Origin of the sequence: Microcoleus sp. PH2017_08_TRC_O_A, assembly GCF_020738665.1 — a bacterium.
In the GTDB taxonomy this organism is placed as follows: domain Bacteria; phylum Cyanobacteriota; class Cyanobacteriia; order Cyanobacteriales; family Microcoleaceae; genus Microcoleus.
On record NZ_JAEQCE010000075.1, the window covers coordinates 1 to 25307 of the forward strand.

Annotated in this window: 21 protein-coding genes and 1 pseudogene; 11 read left to right on the top strand and 11 right to left on the bottom strand. The window is 44.4% G+C overall.

The features are described from left to right. Positions 1-336, top strand: a 336-nt coding sequence (locus JGK22_RS23825) for a pentapeptide repeat-containing protein (protein ID WP_293207539.1), incomplete at its 5' end; no start/stop codon positions are given. 191 nt (positions 337-527) lie between these two features. On the opposite strand, the gene JGK22_RS23830 is transcribed toward JGK22_RS23825, so the two are convergent. The 4 genes from JGK22_RS23830 to JGK22_RS23845 form a co-directional block, all read right to left on the bottom strand. Continuing rightward, entirely contained in the window at positions 528-5582 is a 5055-nt protein-coding gene (locus JGK22_RS23830) for a DNA/RNA non-specific endonuclease (protein WP_293313897.1), read from the bottom strand. A gap of 316 nt (positions 5583-5898) precedes the next feature. Continuing rightward, entirely contained in the window at positions 5899-6147 is a 249-nt protein-coding gene (locus tag JGK22_RS23835; RefSeq protein WP_293313900.1) for a hypothetical protein, read from the bottom strand. A gap of 452 nt (positions 6148-6599) precedes the next feature. Further along, positions 6600-6779: a hypothetical protein gene (locus JGK22_RS23840; protein WP_293313902.1), complete on the bottom strand. Its 180-nt coding sequence runs from the start codon at positions 6777-6779 to the stop codon at positions 6600-6602. 313 nt (positions 6780-7092) lie between these two features. Beyond that, entirely contained in the window at positions 7093-8121 is a 1029-nt protein-coding gene (locus tag JGK22_RS23845; protein WP_293219536.1) for a hypothetical protein, read from the bottom strand. 103 nt (positions 8122-8224) lie between these two features. Between JGK22_RS23845 and JGK22_RS23850 the strand changes: the two genes are divergently transcribed. Then, positions 8225-9160, top strand: a complete 936-nt coding sequence (locus JGK22_RS23850) for a metallophosphoesterase (protein WP_293175538.1) — start codon at positions 8225-8227, stop codon at positions 9158-9160. A 156-nt stretch (positions 9161-9316) separates the two neighbouring features. Here the strand turns inward: JGK22_RS23850 and JGK22_RS23855 are convergent. The 3 genes and pseudogenes from JGK22_RS23855 to rpe all read right to left on the bottom strand — a co-directional run. Then, positions 9317-9524: pseudogene (locus JGK22_RS23855) on the bottom strand (transposase); the annotation flags it as partial. 353 nt (positions 9525-9877) lie between these two features. Then, positions 9878-10231, bottom strand: a complete 354-nt coding sequence (locus JGK22_RS23860; RefSeq protein WP_293191563.1) for a hypothetical protein — start codon at positions 10229-10231, stop codon at positions 9878-9880. A gap of 370 nt (positions 10232-10601) precedes the next feature. Further along, positions 10602-11303, bottom strand: coding sequence for a ribulose-phosphate 3-epimerase (gene rpe, locus JGK22_RS23865; protein WP_293175534.1), 702 nt, complete (start codon positions 11301-11303; stop codon positions 10602-10604). Positions 11304-11543: 240 nt separating this feature from the next. Here rpe and JGK22_RS23870 point away from each other — a divergent pair, with 240 nt between their 5' ends. Together JGK22_RS23870 and JGK22_RS23875 are read left to right on the top strand one after the other, a co-directional pair. Beyond that, complete coding sequence (locus JGK22_RS23870) at positions 11544-11918, top strand: hypothetical protein (protein ID WP_293156757.1); 375 nt, start codon at positions 11544-11546, stop codon at positions 11916-11918. Positions 11919-12022: 104 nt separating this feature from the next. Then, entirely contained in the window at positions 12023-13429 is a 1407-nt protein-coding gene (locus tag JGK22_RS23875; RefSeq protein ID WP_293191565.1) for an LCP family protein, read from the top strand. Between the two features lie 111 nt (positions 13430-13540). On the opposite strand, the gene JGK22_RS23880 is transcribed toward JGK22_RS23875, so the two are convergent. Next, positions 13541-13963 (bottom strand): DUF2809 domain-containing protein, encoded by a 423-nt coding sequence (locus JGK22_RS23880; RefSeq protein WP_293175530.1) that lies wholly within the window; start codon positions 13961-13963, stop codon positions 13541-13543. A gap of 159 nt (positions 13964-14122) precedes the next feature. Here JGK22_RS23880 and JGK22_RS23885 point away from each other — a divergent pair, with 159 nt between their 5' ends. Further along, positions 14123-14764 carry a ceramidase domain-containing protein gene (locus tag JGK22_RS23885; RefSeq protein ID WP_293313905.1) on the top strand — a complete coding sequence of 214 codons (642 nt, stop codon included), beginning with the start codon at positions 14123-14125 and terminating at the stop codon, positions 14762-14764. Positions 14765-15197: 433 nt separating this feature from the next. Here JGK22_RS23885 and JGK22_RS23890 read toward each other — a convergent pair whose 3' ends face one another. Further along, positions 15198-17888, bottom strand: a complete 2691-nt coding sequence (locus tag JGK22_RS23890; protein WP_293313908.1) for an ABC transporter substrate-binding protein — start codon at positions 17886-17888, stop codon at positions 15198-15200. A 93-nt stretch (positions 17889-17981) separates the two neighbouring features. Between JGK22_RS23890 and JGK22_RS23895 the strand changes: the two genes are divergently transcribed. After that, positions 17982-18119 (top strand): hypothetical protein, encoded by a 138-nt coding sequence (locus JGK22_RS23895; RefSeq protein WP_293175524.1) that lies wholly within the window; start codon positions 17982-17984, stop codon positions 18117-18119. Positions 18120-18207: 88 nt separating this feature from the next. Here JGK22_RS23895 and JGK22_RS23900 read toward each other — a convergent pair whose 3' ends face one another. Then, positions 18208-18441, bottom strand: a complete 234-nt coding sequence (locus JGK22_RS23900) for an ATP-binding protein (RefSeq protein WP_325315812.1) — start codon at positions 18439-18441, stop codon at positions 18208-18210. A gap of 244 nt (positions 18442-18685) precedes the next feature. Between JGK22_RS23900 and JGK22_RS23905 the strand changes: the two genes are divergently transcribed. Next, positions 18686-19027 (top strand): hypothetical protein, encoded by a 342-nt coding sequence (locus JGK22_RS23905; RefSeq protein WP_293175520.1) that lies wholly within the window; start codon positions 18686-18688, stop codon positions 19025-19027. A 97-nt stretch (positions 19028-19124) separates the two neighbouring features. Here the strand turns inward: JGK22_RS23905 and JGK22_RS23910 are convergent, their stop codons facing one another. Beyond that, complete coding sequence (locus tag JGK22_RS23910) at positions 19125-20024, bottom strand: alpha/beta fold hydrolase (protein ID WP_293207531.1); 900 nt, start codon at positions 20022-20024, stop codon at positions 19125-19127. A 229-nt stretch (positions 20025-20253) separates the two neighbouring features. On the opposite strand from JGK22_RS23910, the gene speB reads away from it, so the two are divergent. From speB to modB, 4 genes are all read left to right on the top strand, one after another. Beyond that, entirely contained in the window at positions 20254-21183 is a 930-nt protein-coding gene (gene speB, locus JGK22_RS23915) for an agmatinase (protein ID WP_293175516.1), read from the top strand. Between the two features lie 133 nt (positions 21184-21316). Next, entirely contained in the window at positions 21317-21874 is a 558-nt protein-coding gene (locus JGK22_RS23920; protein WP_293175514.1) for a thioredoxin family protein, read from the top strand. Positions 21875-22117: 243 nt separating this feature from the next. Next, positions 22118-22906, top strand: a complete 789-nt coding sequence (gene modA / locus JGK22_RS23925; RefSeq protein WP_366026492.1) for a molybdate ABC transporter substrate-binding protein — start codon at positions 22118-22120, stop codon at positions 22904-22906. A 166-nt stretch (positions 22907-23072) separates the two neighbouring features. Further along, on the top strand, positions 23073-25067 hold the full coding sequence (gene modB / locus JGK22_RS23930) for a molybdate ABC transporter permease subunit (protein ID WP_293225176.1): 1995 nt from the start codon (positions 23073-23075) through the stop codon (positions 25065-25067). Positions 25068-25307 lie beyond the last annotated feature (240 nt).

Here is a 25307-nt window from a genome sequence, read left to right on the forward strand (position 1 = left end):
CGCAGAGCGGATTTGACTGGGGCAAATTTCAGCAGAAGTGACTTACAGGAAACTGGTTTTCACCTAACTAATTTGAGTAGATGCAAATTTAGTGGAGCCAAAATGATTGACACCGGGTTTGGTTTTTGTGACTTAATTGATAGTGATTTTAGGGATGCTAAGTTTCAAAATGGGGTGGGTTTTTCTAAGTGTGACTTGACGAGAGCTAACTTCTTTGGCACTGAATTTAAAATAAGTGAAGTTAACAATTACCAACCTGGAACGGTTGTTTTCACAGACGTTTACTTTAAAGATACTATCATGCCCGATGGCACTATTTGGAATAGTGAAGACTAATTCGTCGCTACCAAAGTACGTCTAAATCAGTTGTATAATCTTTGTAGGGGCAATTGTTTCGTAGTGATCCCGTGATTTTTAGGGCAGGCACTCTTGGCATCGCCCCTACATATCTATACAAATGATTTAGACGCGCTATATCAACTAATTACCTACCCTCAGCAAAAGAGGAAGTTAGTTTAACCAGGTCTTTAGGGGAGAAGGGATATGATTTTTTTCATTTTGTCCTTGCTGTTAGGATCTTTAATCTGAGAAAGAAAGTCATATCTAAATGAGTCACCAGATTTTTCTAAATCTGCATTAAGTCTTTCTTCTAGCTTGCCAATGGGAATTAAACGCTCTTCCCAGCCCAAGGTATTATTTTTGACGATAATATTTCCCTTGGCATCTTTTGTCGTGTAATCTAGGCTCTTCTGAATTTCATAGGAATTGTTCGGCATCCAAAAAGCAAAGTAATAATCTGGCTTATCAGATGTTGAATTTGGCTTGAATCCCAGCACAACTTTCCAGAGAGCACTAGGAACTGTTATCGTTCGAGTGCCGTCCGCTGTTTTGAAATTTTTAAAAGAATTGGGATTATCCTTAAGTGGAGCTTCCACAACTCTTCCTCTTTCATTTAAAACTGTCACAGTAGGAGGAGTAGAATATTTTGTTAACTCTCCACCACCAGCACCGTACACACCAGAAGAGATATAGAACTTATAAGGTGTTGGCTGTTTTTGTTCATTTTTAAGACGCGCCAAATCCTGTAGTTTCTTTTCCAAACCGCGCCAAGCCCCTTCATTTCCCTTGGAATCTTGAGGAACAATATTCGTAGTTAAGAAACTAGCATACATATCCTTTGTGCTTCTATTTCGGTCGTTAGAAGCACTCATGTGTCCCCGTACTGGCCAGAAGATAGCTGGCTTTTCAAGCTTAAATGGCTCATAGTCGTCCCTCTTAGTATAATCAATTTGACTATCGAACTCATAGTCTTTATGAGCAACCTTGTAAAAGGAACTATTTAAGTCGGGGTCTACCGCAAACTCATCAGGTCTGTCTTTACTTTTAATATTTCCTGGCCATGAGCCATCCAGAACCCAACTAACCCAGTTAGGTGTATTTTTTTTGCCATTATAGGAAACAGTGTACTGTGGCTTCTCTATCAAATAGTTATTTTGATAGGTATTATTAGTCAGTAGGTCAGTTCTTGCTGTAGTTGGATTGCTAAACCTCAGCGACTCGCTTTGGAAAAAGACATTATCCAGATAGACAGGAATAGATGCTTCGAGCTTGAATTCAACAGTTGCCGACTGACCGCGCAATCTTTCTGGTACGTCAACATTGAAAGATTCAAAGCCTTCTATCCCGTAATCTACTTTGTATTTATCTGTTAGGTAACTAGCCGGAGCTTTATTACTATCCGTGTTATTTTCAGCTTTTTGAAGAGTTATTGTTTGAGAAAACGCTGGAATTGATGGATCTGATGGTCGAATAGTAACATCAAGCGTACCTTTAGATTTGGCATTAGAGCTATTGGCAATCTTTGGTGCGTGCAGATCAAATCGAAGAGCGCCCCAATCGGGTACAACAAACCGATTGTGAACAATTTCCTTCACCTTGCTGGTTTCTAACTTAAAGGCATAGTTTGGTTCGCTGTTCCCTTGGATAAGTTTTACGTCTTCCAAACTTTGAACTAAATCAATATTTGGATCGGATTGACCGTTGTGGAACGACCACCCAGGTAGACCCTTAGACAAAGGAGTTCGAGTCACTCCCTTCGGATCGAAAACAGCATCAAAATTCCCATTAAACAAAGTAGGAACTGCCGCATCTCCTCGCATCCTGGCATCATAAGTATTGTCAAAATCAACCGGGATACGCTCTACATTTGTTTTAGGGCGCGAACTGTAACCGCCACCCATAGCCGAATAAAACCAGCCCGTACCAATCCCTTCCCAAGGAGCAGCATCTGCACCGTGTTGGAATTTGCTTTCCGGCGTATACCAAGGGCTAACGCGAGCCGGGCCTGTCAAAACACTATTGCTAAATGAAAAGTCTTTATCGAACAACCGTTCCCGATATCCATCGCCTCGCCGACGAAATACAGGATTAACTTCTAAGTTTTGATCGGACGGAAAGTTAGTTGGAAGCAAGTCGGATGTTCCTCCGTACCAACTCACAACACGTCCGTGTACATCTCCCGGTATAGGATCTGTCGTAAACCCAGCACGGCTGTTATTGTAACCTGGGTTATTTTTATTAGTTCCCAAGAAAACCGACAAATCCGGTTCTCCTAATAGCTTACCATTAGGATCGGGATTTTCTGACCTCCAACCTTCTCGCGGAAACTTAAGTCCTGGGGCTGTTCCCTTCTCAGTAGACGGTAGATTCGGAATATTGCGACCGGCAGGCGTAAGTGTACCGCTCAATAAATTCGGGACTGTCTGATAGTAATTGTCCGCAAAAGTAACATTTTTCCACACCTGAACTTTCGGTTCGCGGAAATCACCGAAATTTTTGGTCACCACATTTAGCGACGGTTGGTTGAAATCATGGGGGTCTAAAGTTGTCATCTGAAGGTCGCGAGTACCAGAGTTGGGTTTGCCGCCAGCATCAGGAAAATAAGTTCCCAAACGCTGAATAATTTCGCTGTTAACAACTGTACCCCGACTGAAACCAACAAAGTGCAGCGGTGAATTGAAAACTGCACCTTGTTTGGTAGGGCTGGTTTTATTCTTCAGCACTCCATCCAATTGCACGAGGGAAGTAAAGAAAGCATCTGCTGCTGCTTCTGTGAAGCCTGAATCAGGAACTGCCGATTCATTATTTTCTGACCAGTTATTCAGTAGGACTAACGGTTGTTTTTGGGCAAGGTATGGAGCTATATAACTTCCCAGCTTAGTGAGATAGTTTGGGTCGGTTTTGGGATTCAAACCTGCTTGGAAGTCTGGGGAAACTGCACCATTTTTGTTGACAGGAACCCAGTTACCAGTAGGCAGGTCGTACTTCATCATCAAACCGCCGCCGTCGATACCTGCATTGGCAATGCTATTACCCATTTGGTAAAACTCTGAAGGAATTCCCGGCTTATCCAAAAATGGAGGTTTAAAGCCGTGGGTCAGCACGGTGACGCTGCTGAAGGTATTGTCACCGTTGAGGGCTGGCGGTAGCGGCGTCCAGAAATTACCAAACTCCTCGTTGCGTTTTCCTTCTTTATTCCAAGCTTCAACTGCCCAATTATACTTCTGGCCGGCAGTCAGTTTGAGACTGGGAGGAAGTGTAAAGCTGGTATTGGTTCCCTGAGTAAATGTTTTACCGCCATCGAAAGTCCACTTGCCGATATTGGTGCTATCTTTCTGCCAAGTCGCAGTTAAAATGCGGTTGGGATTGAAATCGTTTTCTTGACCGTGGTAAGAAGATGTGTTCCAAGGTTTTGTCAGTAAACCTAACTGCTGGGGTTTGCTCAATCCTTGGTCGGAGAGAAATTTGTTACCGTTAGGATCTGGTAAATCAACTACTTTATCCCACGGCAAAAGTCCCTCACCTTCGTCAAACAGGCTGACGAAGAGATTAACTTCTGTAATGTCCTGATTCGGTGGACTGTCAAAACTCCATTGGAACTTTGGGTTAAGGGGATTTTCTGAACTCTTGCTAGTACCTATCGGCTCTTTCAAATCCAGCCAATCTAGCGGTGTCGCCGCCAAACCGCGAGGGTTAGTCACAGAAACGGGAGCTTTCTTACTTCCCGGCGGTACGCCGTAAGTATATTGATTGTTCGCATCAGTCAGAATCTGAAAATCAGCAGCAATACTAACCGCTGGATTAATATTGTCAATTGGAATTGCCGCCAAGTCAGCAATTGTAGCATTTCGTGCCGTAGCGCTGTTAAACAACGGCAGCCCAACACCCCGACCTTTATTATCTACTTGGAATTGACTGGGGTTGGTCAGCGTTTTGACAAATTCCTCCACATCAAAAACATAAACTTTGCCATTCGCACCGCTTAAATTTGGATAGGAAGCGTAAAGAAACTTGCTATCACTTGACAGCGCTAAGTCTGTAGCGAATCCATCTGGAATGGGTCGAGTTGCTGCTACTAATTGCGGATTCGTCAGCGGGTTTTTGATAATGCCGATATTGCTACCGGCCCGCGGGTCTCCATCTATGCTGGGTATTTCCTGACCGAAAAATTTCGTATCCGCATTCCGACCCACAACAAACGCATAACTCGCATCCGGTAAAACTGTTACCGAAACTCCCTCATTCACATCGAAGTAATCAAAAGTTGAACCCAGCCCTAAACTTGCATAGCGAGTAGTAGCAGCAAAACTTACCGGGTTATTATTTGTAATATCCAGTACCCCAAATCCTTTGCTATCTTTGCCGCTGTTTGTAAATGTCATTTTCAGCGGATCGACCGTAGCAGCTAATCCTTCTAACCCTTCATCGGCTGTGATATTTCCGATTAATTGATTCCACTTTTTAGGGTTCTGACTGGGGTCGCTGGGTCGGTCTTTGGGGTCGATGTTAACAGCGTAAATGTTGCTGTTCGAGCCGTTTGGTGCGGTAACCAACAGCTTTTTGCCGTCGCTGCTAATGGCTATTTGCCGCAAACCGCTTGGTGCTGTACCGACTGGGATGGTTTGGGTGACTTGGTGATAAGTTGGTGAAAACGGGTTGATGTCGAGAACGTAGATGGAGTTGCTGCCGATTTTTCCGTCAGCGATGTAGGCGTATTGGTCGCGGGGGTCTATGACTATCGATCGACCTTCTGCACCACTCGGCAAATTTATCGAGTTGATACCAGCGGTATTCGGCTGAGTGTCAATCTGTTGCCGCGTCATCGGATCGACTACAGCAACGCGCCCTGAACGATCCATCACTACATAAGCACGGCTACCGTCACTGGTGAGTGTTAGTTCTCGCGGTCGATCGACTATACCGTCCGTCCCCACAGAAACGCTATCAATTAACAGTTTGCTGCTATTAGTAGCTGCGACGACTGATTTGGGATTTGCACCGTTAATAATTGCAACTTTGTCTGCTGTCCACTGCGCGGCAAAGATGTATTCTGTATTGTTTTCTATTCGGTAAGGACTGCTATCGTATTTAACTTCTTTTGCTGTTTCTAAGGGATTTGGGCTAACTTTTTCGTTTTGCTTGCGGCTGATGACGATGCGGGATTCACCTAACGGTACGGTGTTGGGAACTTGAACGGCGATTTCAAATTGATTGTTTTCTAATTTGCGACTTTTGTCTGTCAAAACTGTTGCTTCGTAAGCTTGTTTGCCGACTAAAAATTTTACGGTTAAGTCGCTGAATCTGCTGCCTAGCGGGTCGCCAAAGTTATCAACTAATACATTGGTAGCCGTGATGAAGAGAACGGGTTGATTGTTGGGAAAAGGTTGATTGTTGCTGTCTGTAAACTTAAGTTCGGCGTTTTGGATGATGGGAGGTTTTTTAGGATTTGAAGCTGTTGGTGCGAGTAGGGATGCGCGTCTTTCGCCGATTAAAATATCTTTGTCTGAGTAGTCGAGATCCCTTTCAGCGATAAGTTCCCCAGTCAGAGCATCCAGTACTCTATTTTTTTCGGGGGGGGGTAAAATCGGTGTAGGCGAAGCTCTGACTCAAACTAAGGGAGTTAGAAAAGCTGGCAACTTCAGCGCTATTGTTCTCATTGGCTGGAAGTGAAGCGAGTGTTTGTTCTGGGATGGTGTTGGCGTAAGCTTGACTATTGAGTAAGTTTTTGGTATCAATCTCGAATTCTGGGGTGAGGAAATTCTGAAACGGATCTTGAGTGTTAAAAGGTGAATCTTGAAAAGGTTTCATGTTTGATTTCGGTAGATGCGAGTGATCTGTTGGATTGTGGTAGTTTCAAACTAACTAATTGATGCGCTTCACACTTCGTTCAAGAGGAATGTGTGGATTCGGATTCGATCGAGTTTTTAGTCCTTGATTTTTATTTAGTTTCCAAAGTTTTATTGAGAATAATGTTCCCGTATTTCCGGCTGGCAGTCAATCACGGAAATTACTGATATTTTCAGTCGGGTACTGAAAAACTGGCAGTGTCCGCAACAACTTAATACCAGCGAATATGTGAAACTTGCTGCGCTTGTTAGTTTGTTTTACTGATAAATTGTGATTTAATTGTTAAAAGTTTACAGATTCTTTATCAAAGTAATGTACTTTACTCAGTAATAATACTTAAATTGTTGTATGCTCGCATGGAAGGCCTACTCAAATTTACTGCCTTGAAATTACGGAACAATGTTGTTCCTTTCTTAATCATAAATGAAAGAATTAGCTGACACGTAAACATCCGATCGCCCTTGAAAGTAAAGGTTCGCAGCTTCTACAGCATAAGTCATGCGATCGCGCGCGATGTCGCTTTCAGCGATCGCATCTGGGTCGCTGCTGGGATATTTAATTTCTACTTGTTGGACTTGAGTTAAAATTGTCATTTTTCAATTTCCATCAAAGTTAATTAATTTAATCTCTGGTGTAAATCAACTTTTTAAGGTTCGTAGTGAGGACTTCAGTCCTCTCTCATTTGATGAGGACTGAAGTCCTCACTACAAACCTAGCTAATTTGATGCTGCGTCCTGGACTTTCAGACGGATCTGACTGTTTGCAGATACAGAGAATTTAACGGTGCATCTCATTGTGGCAAGGGCGAAGCATTTCGGCACATAATTTATGAACCAGAATCAGAGATTTACTGCCGAAATGCTTCGCCCCTACGAATAGATTTGTAAAAAGGAGATGCTCCCGAATTTAAACTTTATTAATTCCTCTTTCTAAAATAATCATCTCCGAGCCAACAACCGGACTTCTCGCTATTAACTTACCTTCCAGATTTGCAATTTGTAATTTGCTGAAATCCAGTGAGTTAGCTTCTTTCCACATTTGACTGGCGAGCTGATTTTGCTCTACATCGCTGAGTTTGTACCAATCTTCAGCGACTTTGACAGTCAAAAGACCGATCGAGAAATCAGCATCAACAGACTTAACTAAACCGCCGCCCAGTCGATTAGTAATTTCAGCAACTTGATTTTGAATCGCCGCAATCAGCGACTGTTCCGGCGTCAGTGGCGGCGGCGGGAGAATTTCTACAGGTTCCGGTTTTTTCGGCGCTGCTAAATCGGGCAATTTGCTTTTAAATTTAGCGGGTGTAGGCTGAGAATTTGCGATCGCCTCTGGGGATTTCGCTGTTCCCGGCGCCACAAAATCGTCAAAGGTTGGGGATAGCTGTGCTGCTGGGATAGGCGCTTTTGCTAATTTCTGGGGCGGTTTTGCCGAGAAACTGTTGAAAGTTAAACCGATCGCAACGATGAGAATTGCAGCTAAGGAGGCGTTTAAAATTGGATCGGACAGCTTGGCGTTCGCAGATGCAGGTAGGAACGATCGAACTAACCGCACAATACTTTGCCAAAGTACGCCGACTTTCCCTAAAAAACTGCCGCCCGCGGGTTTAGATACAGGCTTTTTAGCGAATTTTACCCCAGCTTTTGGCGGGGGAACGCTGTTAACTTTCGCAGGCGGAGGAGGAGTTGTTGCTGAGTTGGAAGCAGTTGGTGCGGGCTTTTGGGGCTGCAAAGGAGGTTCTGCTGCTAATTTTTTTCCCCCTTTTCCCAAATTCCCAATCGAGGTCATCAAAGCTTTGATTTTCTCATTTGTGGGAACAGAACTGCTAGCATTTTTAGCTGTGGTGCGAGTCGCGGCCGACTTTGCTGGGGAATCTACCTCCGGTGTCGGAGATTCAAACGGTTCTGGAGTTGGTTGGTTTAGTGGTTCTTCTGACATTTTATCTGCCTTGGAGCGTTACAAATATATCTAAACAGGATAAATTTTAGGTGAGCCATCTCATCCTTAATTTATCATTTCATTAGTTCTACCCAAATTTCTCATGAGCATCAAACGCCGTCACTTTCTAATTTTAGGCAGTCTGAGCGCCCTAGGTTTGGCCGGAGTCTCGAAAATGCTTCAGCTTCGGACTTCCTGGGGTAAAGACGCCAATGCTGCTGTGCCTTCTAACCTTGAGGCCCAAAGGGCGATCGTCCCATTGCCGGCCTCACCGCCTATTTTACGCTTTATTTCGCTGGCCGACACCGGTACCGGCGCTGAAGGTCAGTATGCTGTGGCTGAGGCGATGGCGCAATATCACCGGGAAAATCCTTTTAACATAGCTGTTCTCGCCGGCGACAATATCTACAATAACGGCGAAATTGAAAAAATTAATGCTGTTTTTAAGAAGCCTTATCAGCCGTTATTGCAGCAAGGCGTTAAATTTTATGCTTGTTTGGGAAATCACGACATTCGCACTGCTAACGGCGACCCGCAAGTTAAATATCCGGGTTTTAATATGCAAGGTCGCTACTATACTTTTCGGCGCGATCCGGTACAGTTTTTTGCATTAGATACCAATGACAATGCTGACTGGAAAAATCAGCTTGTTTGGCTGGAGAAAGAGTTAAGCCAAAGCACTGCACCCTGGAAAGTTGTGTTCGGTCACCACCAGATTTATTCCTCTGGCGTGTATGGATTGAATCAACCTTTTATTAAGACTTTGACGCCTTTGTTTCAAAAATACGGCGTGCAGCTTTATATCAACGGACACGAACACAGTTACGAACGCACCCGCTCGATTGACGGTACGACTTATTTAATTTGCGGTGCTGGCGGAGGGACTCGTCCGGTGGGGCGTTCTGAGTGGACGGAGTTTTCTGCTAGCCGCCTGAGTTTTGCGACGTTTGATGTCTATGAAGACCGGATGTTTGTCAGTGCGATCGGTACTGACAAGCGGGTTTTTGACCGGGGAGTGCTAAAAGTGCGATCGGCTTAATTCAAATTATATTCAGGAGCAAACAAAATGAATAGGGGTTGTAGAGCCAATAAAACGGTTTTGTTTTAGAAGCAACTGTAGAAGGTACGTTGAGAGGTCAACGGCATCCCCTAAGTCTATCAAAATCGCATAAAATAGCCAACTAGCCCAGATTTAAATCTGGATTCCGTTGAGCAAACCTGTCCATAAATAACTTAAATTTAAAAGTCTCTTTACTGTACAAAAGATATCTTCAATTCGCCAGCGTCTTTGATACAAATCTGCCACTACATAGGGGGGGTAATATTTTAGGTTCTCGGACACTTGTTAGATAAGAACGCCAGGATTTCTTTGAGCGAACTTGTACTAATCTTATAGTCCAATACGGTTTACTTAAAATTGTCCGAAGAGAGGAACGAAGCATAAGCCCTAGCCCTTTCAGGGCGGCTTCGCCAACGGGCAGGCACGCGGCTACGCAGTATCTATTTTTCATAGGGTTTTACCCCCAGGGCTGTCTTAAGTTAACCGTATTGTCTTATAGTCAAGGCTGGTGTTTTTTTGTCCCTGCACCTATCTAAATTATCTGGTTTTTGACATCATAAGTATTGGTTAATACCCGCTCGACCTGATAAGATGCACCTTTCTTAATCCGAGTAATAAATCCAATTTCTTGCTCGATTAATTTTTTCCAAAAAGCGAAATGATAGAAGCCTCCTACCATACAGCAAGATTTTTGGCTTAACTGTTTTTAGGAAATCTTCCTCGAACATGAGTATCTGCTTGTTTCGGATTTTCCCAAAAACAAATTTCTTCGGGAAGATGAGTTACTAGGTCTACGATTACTCCCATTTTTCCGGATAATTGACCAATTGGAAAATCTGATAAACTTTCTAGTTTACGAAATAATGCTTCTAATGTTGAGCCGTCAGCTATCCAGATATTTTCAAAGTTTTTTAAGGCAAATTGTACGCTATCTGGTAATGGTCTCGATTTTCTCATCAACCATTTTTGTCGAAAATGAGGTAGTAATTCTTTAAACACTTTTTCAAATAAAATTGCTCTCAAAGTTAAAAATATGAGTGATAATACCATTTTTTTAAAGTTATGACAGACTTTGGCAAACAGGGAAAGTGTATAAATTACAATGTCTTGTCGTGTTCGATCTCTATCGGATCTTTAGAAAATAACGTGCGCTTACCCTGCGACGGTGACGGATGCGGAGGTTATTAAAGAGATTAAACGATCGCTTTTTAGTTGGCTAGTTCCTGGCTTTGTGAAGGATACCGTTAACCTGACGTTGCGGCTTAGATCTTGATACTTTTAGGACTGATAATGTCGGCTCAATATTCGACATCAACAGACGTTTAAATATCTCAAATAATTATCGCTTCACAGATGCCTGTGAAGCGATAATTTTCGGAAAAGTCTATTAGCAATTTATCGGACGCGATCGCATTTTCAATTAAACAGCCGCCAACTGTGGAGTCGGACGCTTGCTGTTGCGGATACCCTCGATCGCACCAGCATAATCCTTCGCCTTAAATACCGCAGAACCAGCTACGATCGCATTTGCGCCCGCTTCCAACACCTGCCAAGTATTATCCACCTTCAAACCACCATCCACCTCAATCCAAGGATCGAGACCTCTCTCGTCGCACATTTGGCGCAACTTGCGGATTTTCGGCACAACAGTCGGAATAAAACTTTGACCGCCAAAGCCCGGGTTGACGCTCATAATCAGCACCAAATCGCAAAGTTCCAGCACGTGCTCGATCAACTCCAGCGGTGTCGAAGGATTCAAAACCACACCAGCCATTTTGCCCAATTCCCGAATTTGACCCAGGGTGCGGTGCAAGTGAGGCGAAGCATTGTGTTCGGCGTGCACCGAAATAATGTCAGCACCAGCCTTAGCGAAGTCCTCCACGTACTTCTCCGGCTCCACAATCATCAGGTGGACATCCAGGGGCTTGGTAGTAACCGGGCGAATTGCTTCGACAATCAGCGGCCCGATCGTAATATTAGGTACAAAGCGACCGTCCATCACATCTACGTGAATCCAGTCGGCGCCAGCGCGATCGACAGCCTGAATCTCTTCTCCAAGACGGCTAAAATCGGCTGATAATATTGATGGAGAAATAACGATCGATTTTTGGGATTTGGTCATGGCTAAGTCTGTTCTCCTGTCTCCTGTGCTGTATCCAGTTTATCAAAATGCGGCTCTCCAGGTCGAAAAGTTGTCAATAATAGGTAAAGGCAGGTTTAGCGGCCAAATTTTGCCTCTAAGAGACAATCTTTGTGCAAAACCTGCCCTGCTCTCCGAATTTTGGTTTAGGATATAAATTTTGCCTCTAACAAATAACTTGTGTGCAAAACTAGACCTTCTACAAATTTTCAGTAGCGAATTATGAAAAATAAAGATCCCTTAGACAATCCCGAACTCGATCGGGCAAGTCTGTTTGTACTAATGATCCCAGTCATCGGCTTTTTCCCCGCCCTGTGGAATCTTTACCGCCGTCAGGGCAGCCCCGAGCGCAAAGCCGTCAGCCGATTGGCAATTGCCCTTGCATTTAGCTGGCTCTTAGGACATATTCTTTTAGAAGCTGGAGCGATTTCTGCGGAATCTTCGACACTTACCATGTTATTAATGAGTAGCCTGCTGACAACTAGCTATTTTATCGTTGCCCTGGGACTGATGGTTCGCCTCTGGAAGCGTCAACCGCTATGGTTGCCCGGAATTAGCCGCGTAGCCGAGCAAGTGGTCGGCAAACATTTATCATAATTTAGGGTTCTTTTAAGCCCCTACCGTATTGATTGACTGCGTTTTCAGCTTGATACTACATATTGTCACGATCTTTTTTATTTTTGTTGTGTGTGAGGAAGCCAGTGCCAGCTCAAAAAACTCCTAATCAAGACCCTATCAAACAATCAACCGCTCAACCTTCAACCAAAAAATCGCACCAACCGCATCGAGGCCGTTGGCTGGGTTTTGGTTTTGGTTTGGCTGGAGTAGCCATGCTCTCAGCCACAGCCGGAGCGCTGCTAGCCGTCTCCCTTTCCACAACGCCGCTTCAGCAACAAAAGTTGAGCCCTGAAGAAGCGGCGGTGTTTTCTCAAGGCGACATGGCAAAGCTCAACATGAAGATGCCGGAGCTGACTCGCCCAGTTAATATTTTAGTTCTAGGACTTAAGGTTCTGAGTTCAGACCTCGAAGGCCATCCCGATAAAGACAAGGGATACGATGTCTGGCAAAACTCTTTTAAGGGGTTAACCGATACTATGCTGTTGGTGAGGTTTGACCCTCAAAATAAAAAAATAAGCGTGCTTTCCATTCCGCGAGACACCCGCACCTATGTCGAAGGTAGGGGTGTCGTGAAAATCAACGAAGCTAATTACTACGGCGGCCCTGCTTCTTCAGCGAAGTCAGTGAGCGGACTGCTGGGCGGCGTGGGAATCGATCGCTATGTCACAGTCAATATTCAAGGCATCAAAAGTTTGGTAGATGCCCTGGGCGGGATTACGATTAATGTCCCTAAAGACATGAAGTATACCGATGAAAGTCAGCATTTATATATAGATTTAAAGGCTGGCAAACAACGTCTGAATGGCGAACAAATCGTACACTATTTGCTTTACCGACATGACGATTTAGGGGATATCGGGCGGGTACAGCGCCAGCAATTGTTGATGCGGGCTTTTGTGGAAGAGCAAGTTAATGTTGGTTTGCTCTCTCGGTTGCCGAAGATTTTATCGGTGATTCAGTCTCACCTTGATACTAATTTGAGTATAGAAGAATTGGTGGCTTTGGCTGGTTTTGCTACTCAAACCGATCGCGCTGGAGTGCAGATGTTGATGGTTCCGGGCAAATTCAGCGATCCTAAGGACTACAAGGCAAGTTTTTGGTTGCCAGACCAAAATGGCATCGAAACTCTGGTGGCAAAGCATTTTGACTTCGGTCAAAATACTTGGACAATCGAGAATGCTGATTCGACTTTTCTGAAGGTGGCGATTCAAGACAGTACGGGCGATCGATCGGCGGTTGAAGATTTTGTCAGGACTTTAACTCGGGCAGGCTATCGGAATGTGCAAGTTTCTAAAGCTTGGTCTGAACCGCTAGACCTAACGACGATTGTAGCTCAAGACGGGGACATTAAAAGTGCTCAAGCGATTCGCCAGTCTTTGGGTTTTGGAGAGGTGCTGGTTGAGAGTACCGGTTCTTTGCAGTCGGATGTGACAATCAGATTGGGTAAGGATTGGTTGAGTAAAAAAACTCAGTCTGGCGGAGGGCTTTAAGTCTTTTTAAACGGAGATATTTTTGCACTAATATCAGCAACAGGCAAGATGCCTGTTCCACAAAAATTAGATTTTATTGTGGAACGGGCATCTTGCCCGTTTATGAAAGGCTTATTGACAATGGTTCGATCGCCTCAGCCACCGCACCCACACCCAACCCAAAAAACTACCGATAAAATAAGACGGAAAATCCCACCAAGTAAAGGAGTTTCCCAATACCAATCGTCCCGGTAAAGTAGCTCTAGCTGCTTGTAAAAACGGAGGTTGCCACAGTTGCAGAAACTCCAATCCGCAGATAGCAATACACACTCCTATAGCAACCCAAACGAGGGAAGCTTGCGGCCACAAAAAAACTGTTAGCAAAATCCAAAATATTTCATAAGCTACGGCCCCGAAAAAATCGTTGAACCATTCCGGTGCAGGGCCGCGAGAAAACCTGACTGCGTAACCTAAAGGGATAATCACAGCAATGCTTATTAGCAAGGCTACTCGGTATTTGAAAAAACGGCGATCGGGATAAAATGGAGAATTCATTAAATTTGAGACAGGTTTTTTGTTCAATTTAACGATTGTACTGTAGTCTGAATTAGACATCTCCTAAAGAGCCACTCAAGGGCAGGCGTTCCGCCTAATCCCTACTTCCCACAAGAATTATGGAACAGGTCTATTATACTCTCAAAACAGTGACATGACATGAATGATTACATCGATCTTTACTGCGAACGTATTATTCCTGGTTTATGGAGTGAACCACTAAATGCTGTATCTAATATTTCTTTCCTCATTGCAGCATGGGCTATTTTTCAATTGACTCGGCAACAGCAAAAAGTACCGACTGGTATTTGGATATTGATTACTTTAGCCACCAGTATAGGTATTGAAAGTACCCTATTTCATACATTTGCGACAGAATGGGCAGGATTGCTAGATATGATTCCTATTGTGCTCTTTCAGCTTGTTTTTTTATGGTTATATAGCCGTCAAGTAGTTAGAATGAAATATGGATATGCAGGAGGATTGCTAGTAGGATTTTTATTTGCAAGCAACTTCAGCAATCAATTTACAAATGTACTCAACGGTTCTCTTTCTTATGCTCCTACTTTTTTAGTATTACTAGGGCTTGGACTATATCACTACCAACAGCAAAAGCGTGAGCCATTTGTTCTATTAGCAGCATCGGGGGTATTCTTGTTAGCCCTTTTATTCCGAACTGTCGATCGCGCAATTTGTCCTTACTTTTCAACGGGCACTCATTTTCTTTGGCATCTTTGTAATGGTATTTTGCTGTACTTATCGGCAAGAGCATTAATCCTAAACAGGTCTATGATGGAGTAGGGTTTACTTAAGAAAAATCTGACTTGCCCAAAATGGCTATATTGCCAGAAAATCGTCAGATGAAATTCATCAAAAGCATTAAGTAAACCGTATTGCAATACAATCCACTCCATCAAGAGAAGAGTTTTGAACCGTATTGGGGCGCTTTTGGCGCAGAGGGAAGAGTATTGCGAGGGTTTTGGATGTCGTAAAAAAACCTTTTATCCCTCCCCTCTCTGTGTTCTCTGTGTTCTCTGCGGTAAAATATTCTTAATATCTACTTCACCTCTTTATAATCCAAAAATCGTCAGATGAAATTCATCAAAAGCGTTAAGTAAACCGTATTGGTCTATGATGGAGTAGGGAGCGATCGCCTCTACCCCTCTCCACATCCCTAAGCACCTCTTCTAGCAACATCCGCTCTAAATGCCGGGAGTAAGCTAAAATCTGCAATCTACCGATCGACTGGCGCAAAATCGTAACCTGCACCAGATTTAGAATCGGGTACAATTTGCAAAAGAACTACTTTGCTATTGCGATCGCCACTCGACAAAAATCTAATTTCCCCCGTTGCACCGCTAACTTTGAAATCCTCAGCAGCTAAGGCTTTAGCCAGCATCACTCGCCCCGCTTGACCGCTATTCGGAGCAATTTTGCCGATCGACCTTCCCATCCGCAACACCTGCACCGCATCGTAACTCATCGCCGTCCGCCAGCTAACATCAATTCCCCACAAATTTCTAGCTAATTCTACAAATTTTTGATTTTTACTATCAGCAAAATGCCAAGGTACAGAAATTATAGCCCCGTTCAAAGCTGCTCCACCCTGTTTCAATAAATCCGTATTGTATAGAGCATCACCGCCAATTATTGGCAAACCTTTTTGATTATTTTTAGCGATTTCCAGGAATGAATTTACAGTATCTGAATCTGGTAGGAAAACTAACACATCTGCTTCCATCCCATCGATGTGCGTCGCCGAATTTGGCTCAGATAAATCTACTTCTTTAACAACTTGACCGCCTTCCAGAATCAAAGTAGTAGAAAAAGCTGTTTGCAGCGACTTGCTATAAGAACTTTTGGAATTGTAAAAAACCGCAGCCGTGCTTTTTTTCATGCCAGTTAACATATAGCGAGCTAAAGCCGTACCTGTAAATTGGTCGCTCGGTATCGTCCGAAAGAAATAGTTCACGCCGTCAGGGCGCCTCGGAACCGTTGCTAATTGAATGCTCGTGCTCGTAGGTGCGATCGCCACCATTTGATTTTGACTGTAAATTGGAGCAACTGCGATCGAAGTTTTGCTGGTTCCGTGACCGACAACCGCTAAAATACTGCTATCTGCAATCAGACTCTGTGCAATAGCCTTCGCCCGATTTTCATCATTACCGTCATCAGCAATTACTACCTTTAAAGGCACTCCCGCCTTAATTGCTTCGTCTTGAGCTTGAGCTATCCCGCGCAATATTTCCGCCGCCCCGCTGAGATTGTCGCCAATCGGAACTACTGCGGCAATTTTCAAAGCTTGTGCAGTACCGAGTCGAGCGTTATTGAGATAAATTAAAGTTTCCGCGTCTGTGCGATCGACTTTTACAGCCGCTTCTAGCTGACTTACCGCCGTTTTGAAGTCACCGCTGGCGATCGCGCGAACTCCTGCTTGCTTGTCAGGATTTGCCGTGCTAGCGAACAAAATGCGATCGCCCGCACTGATGTAACTGCTGGCATCTACAGGCGAGGAAGTTTCGGCATTTTCCGGTGTCACCCCAGGCAAAGAGGGCAATTGAGAATCGCTAGGATTCAGACTTCTCTCAGCTAAGTGTACAGCATCTTTGAGGATACTTATCAACTCTTTTTTGAAGACAAAAGCACCCGCACCTAAAGCAATTAAAAATATCAAAAATACATAAATAAGCCAGCTTTTGTTACTGCTTTTTTGAGAGTTATCTTGCTCGTGACTGCTCGCCAAAGTAGCCACTGTTGGCTCCTCCAAAGCTGCTAACATTTCCTTAGCATTAGCGAACCGACTTCGGGGGTGAAATCTAATCGCTTTATCCAGAACTGCGGCAAATCTCACACTCACCTTTGATGAATGATTCTGCCAAAGCATCTCCCGAGTTTGGGGGTCAGTTTCTAAATCCTGGGGCCACTTTCCAGTTAGTAAATAAATTGCCGTCAATCCCAAACTGTATAAATCGCTCGAATATTCGGGTCTCCCAGCGGCTTGTTCCGGAGCCATAAATTGGGGCGTTCCAATGGAGATTGTTACATCATTTAACCCAGCAGTCATCCCTTGATTAATTGTTTCCTTAACTACGCCGAAATCTATCAAAACTGGTTCGTCGTCAGACTTGCGTAATATAATATTTTGGGGTTTAATATCTCGGTGGATAATCTGTTTTTCGTGTATATAATCCAAAACTATTAGCAGACTTGTCAGGATTTTTTTAACTTCCTCCTCGTTCATTCTTCCAACAACTTTGACTCGGTTGTTAAGCGTTTCCCCGTCTATCCATTCCAGCGCCAAGAAAAATAAACCGTTTTCCTCAAAGTGCCCGTAAAGTTTGGGGATTTGAGAATGCCCTTCGCCCAACTTTTCCAAAACAGCAGCTTCTTGAGAGAAACGCTCTCGAACACTTTGATCGATATCAGGATTATTTGTCTGCGGCTTAAGCTGCTTAATGACGCAACACCGGTGCGAAGGCATTTGCGTGTCTTCGGCCAACAATGTTAAGCCAAAACCTCCTTCTCCCAACTTCTCAATTACCCGGTACCGATTGTTTAAAAGTTGTTCTGATTCTGGGTTGGGTTCCGGCGGCTGCAAAATCTCGCCGTTGATTTGCACGGGACTTTCTACTGCGAGAATTCCATATTTGCCACTCCCGTTTGGTTCGGTATGAATTAGCATGGATGTGTCGCCGTTGTCTTTTAACTTTCTCTTGAGTTCAAAAATGCGATCGACTATTATTTTCTCTTCGTCACCTGTTGGGGGACGCTTGTACAACACATTAAAAATCGCTGTCGGTGCGACATATTTGCCGTAGTGTTTGCTCAACAGCAGCAGCACGATATACTCTTCTTTGTTTAGGTCTATGCACTCGGAAGCTAGCTTGACGGTGCGGGTTTTAGTGTCGATGCTCAAGTTGTCCATACCGAAAAGTTTTATTGATAACTGAGAAATTAATAAAAATGCAAGTAATTGGTAAGAAATCGAGTATAGCCTTTATCAGGCAGATCTGGTACAATGACAGCACTGGGTAAACTACTGGAGAGATGTTTAGCTCGTCAACTGGATGGAATGCTCGTACCAGAGGCTGCAAAACAGGCTCGATCGCACGAGCGAGAAGGGACAATATCCTTAACCCTTAGACTTATTGTATAAATCTTCTATCGCTCCCGAAACCGCAGATAAACGCAGATAAACGCAGATGTATTTCCAGATAAGTCTTCTTAAAAATTTTCAAGTTCCGTTAATAGCGATCGCCCACAGGTAAGCTCAGTATAAACGCTGTTTGACCGAGGATAGCAGTATCTAGTTGAATATCGCCACCGTGGGCCCTTGCGATTTCCCATGCTAGGCTTAGTCTCAATCCCGATCCTGCTATTTTTTGGATCTGAGTGAAGTAGCCGCGATGGAAGCGCTCAAAAATACGATCGCCCTCGCTCAAAGAAATATCCTGAGAACTATTGACAATTTTCACAATGACTCTTTTTTCCTGATTGCCTGTATGTTAAAATTGCAATTGCAAAATTTGATAAAGTCAAAGGAGCAATACGAAGGACAGTTTTAGATCTAATCTAGTATCTCAAACCCTTGATGGCTATAGGGATGACTATTTTTTCAATCTTTAAGTCTCGCCCGCTCGTTTCAAAAAATCATTAAAAATGCCAGGGCTTACTCGCGATACGCTTAACTGTCCGAAGTATTGAAGGAGAAAAGTCATAAATATGGATAAATTACTGACAGTCCCTTTAGCAAGTTTTCCGTTGGTGGGTACTAAAAAGCAAATCACTAAATATTTAATACGCCTAAAAGCAATGCACTGTACATGGGAAGAAGATGGTAAGTATTATTTGATCGATCCTAAAAAAAACTATCTTCCTAATACGCTAAAATGTTGCACCATACGTTATCACATTGAGCGAGAAGATGATGATAAAAATTCTGACTCGTTTGTATATTATTTAACCAATCTTAACTACATTTCGCCTCAAGCGTTTCAAGAACATGAGCTAAAACCCTTATTTTGGGACTCATTGTTAAGATGTTGCGGTATTGAGGTTGACTAAAATATTAATAGATGAAATTTTAGCAATACTATTGCTATCCCCATCAGCATTACCAGGCTCCAGCCTGGTAACGAGTAGAAACTTCAACTGTCAACTATCAACTGTCAACTGTCAATTGTTTAATCCATTCGAGTAAAATCGGATTCACTAATTCCGGGGCTTCATCCTGGGGACAATGGCCTACGCCCTCCAGCGGAATAAACTTTTCTACAGCCGGAAACTTGGCTAATTCTCGCCCGAGGGCGATCGGCTCCCAAGGGTCTTTTGCGCCCCATATAATCAAAGCAGGACAGTTCAAACGCGGTAACAAATCCTCCGGTAAGGGGCCTTGAGAATAGCTGATAAATGCTACAAATACATCCACTGCGCCGTTGTCTCGCGCTGGTTTTAACAAGATTTCTACAAGTTCGTCGCTGACAGCTTCGGGACGGTGATAGGCTTGCAAAAGCACTTTTTTGACTGTATTCGGCGTTGCTAATTGTTTGAAAAATAATTGACTAATCCATTTGACATTTAAAATCTTTTGTGCTATTGGCGCTCCAAAACTGCGATACCAAGGCATTTCGGCGCGTTTGCGATCGTGCAACAAGCGCAGGGAACAATTGAGTAAAATTACACCAATGGCGATATCTGGAAAATCGACAGCGGCTTGCATAATTGCTACGCAGCCGATCGAATTTCCCACCAAAAAAGCAGGCCCGCCCGCAACTTCCCGACAAAAATCAGCAATCAACTGTCCCCAAGTCTCAAAAGTATAATCAATCTCCAGCTTGGGTGCGGGTTTCGCAGAACCGCCAAAACCGATAAGATCGATCGCAAAACAACGACAATCAGCAGCCAACGCCGGTAAATTCTTGCGCCAGTGGCCCCAAGACGCGCCGAAACCATGGACAAACACCACCGCAGGGCCCTGGGAACCCGCAGCCTGATAGCAAATCGGAAAGCCTTTCCACATCCAGGTTTGAGGCCGGGCAGCAGTTAACGTAGAAGAAGTCATATAGGTAAAAAAGTGAAAATTTAAGGGTGCAAAGGACTAAAGTCCTTACTACCAACCGTATCGCAATTCGAGGCAACCACGGAAATATACGCAAACCTTCCTTCCCTCCTCCCTCTGCGCCCTCTGCGCCCTCTGCGGTTAAATCCTCTTTCTCCTTCCTTTGTAGTTAGAGCCGCTATTATGTCAGGATTAAAGATGCTGCATTTTTTGCCTTATTCAAACTTCCCCTATGCCAACGATCATCTCAACTTCTGTCGTACCCTTTCTCGGTTCCGAAATTGTACCCGACTACGACACAGCCAAAGTAGTTATTTTACCAATTCCCTACGAAGCAACAACCACCTATCGGCGGGGGTGCGAAAACGGGCCGGCTAAACTGCTAGAAGCTTCTCACCAGCTCGAATGCTACGACGAAGAACTCGATCGCGAAGTTTGCTACGATGTTGGTATTTATACCGCATTGCCGATCGCCGATACCCGCAACCAGCAACCAGTATCATCCCTAGAAATGCTGCAAGTCACGCAACAAACCGTGCACCAGCTAATTACCGAAAATAAGTTTGTCATCTCCCTCGGAGGCGAACACAGCATCACCGCCGGCGTTGTCGAAGGCTACCGCCAAGGATACCCCGACGAACCCTTCACAGTCGTGCAAATAGACGCCCACGGCGACTTGCGGCACGAATACGAAGGCTCGATTCACAACCACGCCTGCGTGATGCGGCGGGTTGTCGATATGGGCTTACCGACACTGCAAATCGGGATTCGCGCTATCTGCAAAGAAGAAGCCGACTTGATTAAAGCCAAACAGCTAAACGTGTTTCGAGCTCGGGAAATAGCTAATCAACCGGATTGGGCCGATCGCGCAATTGCTAGCATAACAACCAAACGAGTATTTTTGACGATCGACCTAGACGGCATCGATCCGACATTAATACCAGGAGTTGGCACGCCGGAACCAGGTGGGTTAAATTGGTATTCGCTCACCGGATTTTTACGCCGGTTATTCGAGTCCTACGAAGTCATCGGCTGTGACATCATGGAACTAGCACCTGTTGTAGATTCTGTAGTCTCAGAATTTACCGCCGCCAAACTAACATACAAAATGATTGGATATCAAGCTCTGGCGAAAGGTTGGCTAAAGCAAGACGAGGAATAAATCGCCAAGTCCGAATTCAAATAGGCTGTTAGTCAGGCTATAATTAAGGTAAAGTCCAAAAATAACCTATTAGATTCGCACCGATCCTTTCATCTTTCATCTTAGAAAATACTGCTCCTCACATCCTGAAAAAATGAGTTTAATCAGCGAAACAACAGGTACTCCCATTAACGGCTACGCTCCCGATTTTGAACTTCCGGGAGTTGACGAAGACGTTCACCATTTATCTCGATATTTAGAAAAATTTCGAGCGATAGCGGTGATATTTTTGTGCAATCAGTCTCCCTGCGTCCAGTTGTATCTCAATCGCCTCAAACAACTGCAAGCAGATTTTCAAGATAGAGACGTTACTTTAATCGGGATTAATGCTAATGATGCCAACCAGCATCCCGACGAAAATTTTGAAAATATGAAAATTTTTGCAGCCAACAATCAACTCAACTTCCCGTACATCCGAGATATGGCTCAAGATGTGGCTGAAAGTTTTGGGGCTTCTCATACGCCGGAGGTTTTTTTGTTAGACCAAGACGGCAGATTGCGCTATAAAGGTTTAATAGACGACAATGCCGACAATTCAGAAGCGGTGCAATTTTCTTATTTGCGAAGTGCGATCGACCAATTGCTGAATGACCAACCGATAGAACCTTCGAGTACAGAGGCGATCGGTTGTGCCCTCAAATGGCGGGAATAGACGGCGGTTGAAACCGCCAGAAAGTCAAACATAGACGGCGGTTGAAACCGCTCCTACACAAACATAGACGGCGGTTGAAACCGCGTCTACACAAACAATGTCCGCCTCCGCGGACTGAAGAAGATAACATATTTTAACCGCTTGCTCTTCAACCCGCGGAGGCGGGTTTTGTATGTATCGACGCGGTTTCAACCGCCGGGTCTTCAACCGCCGGGTCTTCAACCGCCGGGTCTTCTATTTCCCATGAACTCAAAAAATACACATATTCTCAATTTAATTATCGCAGGAATGGTGGCGATCGCACTACTGATTAGTTGCACTCCAGCCACAACGCAGCAGCGCACATCTTTAACCGTATCCGCTGCAATCAGTCTTTCGCCAGCCTTAACAGAAATCAAAACAGTATATCAAAGCAGCAATCCCAATGTTAATATTACCTATAATTTTGGTGCTTCCGGCGCCCTAGCCCAGCAAATTCAGCAAGGAGCCCCAGTAGATGTATTTTTTAGCGCCGCTACCAAACAAATGGATGCTTTGCAGCAAGCTAATTTGCTCCTCAACCAGACACGACGAAACCTCCTGACAAATCGCCTGGTATTGATTGCACCCAAAAATAGCGCTGTTTTGACCGATTTTAAACAGTTGACAGATGTTAAAATCAAGAAAATTGCGATCGGCGAACCCAACAGCGTCCCCGTCGGACAATACGCCCAAGAAATGCTAACTAAACTAGGATTGTGGCAGCAAATTAAGCCAAAATTAGTGCTAGGAAATAACGTCCGCCAAGTGCTGACATTTGTCGAAAGCGGAAACGTTCATGCTGGCATAGTCTACGCCACTGACGCCAAAACATCCGACAAAGTAACTGTACAGCTAACGGCCGCCGCAAATTTGCACTCGCCCATTGTCTATCCCCTAGCAGTTATCAGAAACAGCCGCCATCCCGCTGCCGCAAAAACGTTTGTTGAGTTCTTGGCGGGCGATCGCGCTAAAATAGTATTTCAGAAATATGGATTCGGTTTAGCTCGTTAATTAGCTAAGATTAAGACGGCGGTTGAAACCGCGTCTACACAAACGAAGTCCGCCTCCGCGGACTGAATAAAATAACATAATTTTAATCTCCTGTTCTTCAACCCACGGAGGTGGGTTTTGTCTGTATAGACGCGGTTTCAACCGCCCGGTTTTATTAATCCCAAATATGGAATTCGACTTATCTCCATTGTGGATATCCCTAAAAGCATCCGCCATCGCCACATTTCTTACATTCTTTCTCGGAATCGCCGCCGCCCGCTGGATGCTTTCAACTCGCATCCGAGGTAAAGCCTTAATTGAAGGCATTTTCATCTCTCCCTTAGTTTTGCCGCCCACAGTAGTCGGATTCTTGTTGCTGCTGCTGTTTGGGAGAAATGGCGCGATCGGTCAATTGTTGCTAAAATTCGACTTAACAATCCTCTTCACTTGGCAAGCCGCCGTCATTACAGCCACAGTCGTATCATTTCCCCTGATGTACAAAACTGCTTTGGGATCTTTTGAGCAAATTGATGCCAATCTTCTCAACGCAGCCCGCACTTTAGGCGCCTCCGAATGGACAGTTTTTTGGCGGATTATGCTACCTCTAGCCTGGCCGGGAATTTTAGCAGGAACTATTCTCGCATTTGCCCGCGCTTTGGGTGAATTTGGCGCGACTTTGATGTTAGCTGGGAATATTCCCGGACAAACTCAAACTATCCCGATGGCAATTTATTTTGCTGTGGAAGCTGGGGATATGAGGCAAGCTGCTATTTGGGTTTTGATTGTGCTCAGTCTGGCTTTGACGATGCTCACTGCTGTTAATTTTTGGACTGATTTACAAAAAAAATCTCCCCAACCAAATCCCCACTATACTAATCCTAAGTCAGCCACAAAACTGGTTCAGGCTTATCCTCGGGACGGGCAAGATGCCCATCCCACAATTCTGGACGGGCAAGATGCCCATCCCACAACTCATTTAGGATTGGGATATAAATGGGACGGGCAAGATGCCCATCCCACAACTTATTTAGGATTGCCATATAAACGGCAATCTCATATTCCCAAAAATGCACCAAATCTTACCCCAAAATACCCAACAAAACAATCGCAAAGTGGACTTTTTCTAAACATCTTTAAACCTCTTTCTGGCTTTGCCTTAAATGTCGGTTTCGATATCGGGCAGGAAGTGCTGGGAATTTTGGGCGCGTCGGGTTCTGGCAAGAGCATGACTCTGCGCTGCATCGCCGGTTTGGAAACTCCAACTAGCGGTAAAATTGCAGTCAATGGTAAGGTTTTATTTGACTCAGTAGAGGGCATTAATGTGCCTTCTAAAGACCGCCGTATCGGTTTTTTGTTTCAAAACTATGCTTTGTTTCCGCACTTGACTGTGGCTGAAAATATTGCCTTTGGCTTGCAGCATTTATCTACAAGCGAGCAACAACTTCGAGTCAAAGAACAATTAATTTCGGTGCAAATGTCGGGACTTGAAAATCGCTATCCGCAGGAACTTTCGGGTGGCCAGCAGCAGCGGGTGGCTTTGGCGAGGGCGATCGCGAGTTCGCCAGATTTGCTGCTGTTAGACGAACCGTTTTCGGCTTTGGACACGCACTTGCGGAGTCAACTGGAACGGGAGTTAATGCAGGCTTTGGCTAATTATCGAGGCATTACTTTGTTTGTCAGTCACAATTTAGAGGAGGTTTACCGGGTGTGCGAGAATCTGTTGGTTTTGGCTGATGGAAGTGCGATCGCCTTTGATACCAAACAGAACATTTTCGATCGCCCGCGCAACTTCACCGTCGCCCAGTTGACTGGCTGTAAGAACTTCTGTGCTGCTAAACCGATCTCCGAAACTGTCGTGGAGGCGATCGACTGGCGCTGCGATCTGACTGTCGCCGAACCAATTCCCAAATCTCTAGTTTCTGTAGGAATTCGGGCTCATCAAATCAGTTTTGTTAGCGCCGCGCGCGATCGCGAAAATACATTTGCTTGTTGGATCGCCTCAACCGTGGAAACTCCCCACCGGGTGACATTATATCTCAAGTTGCACTCGCCTCCCCACGATTCCCAAGATTATCACTTGCAAGCTGAAGTTTTCAAGGAAAAGTGGCGGGCGATTAAAGACAATCCTTTTCCCTGGTATGTTCATTTGGAGCCAATTAGGTTAATATTAATGGAGGCATGATACCAATTTTTTATGAGGTGGCTCCCGAATCAGATCCCCCCTAACCCCCCTTAATAAGGGGGGGACAAGATTCTTCTCAAAGTCCCCCTTCTTAAGGGGGATTTAGGGGGATCGGATTCTATGCAACGACCCATTAAATTGGTATGAGTTAACTAGCTATAGCCGAAGGAAGAAGATAGATGTGAAGATGCAATAAAATCAATGGTTTTAGCAATTAATAACGTCCTAACTACCTTAGTC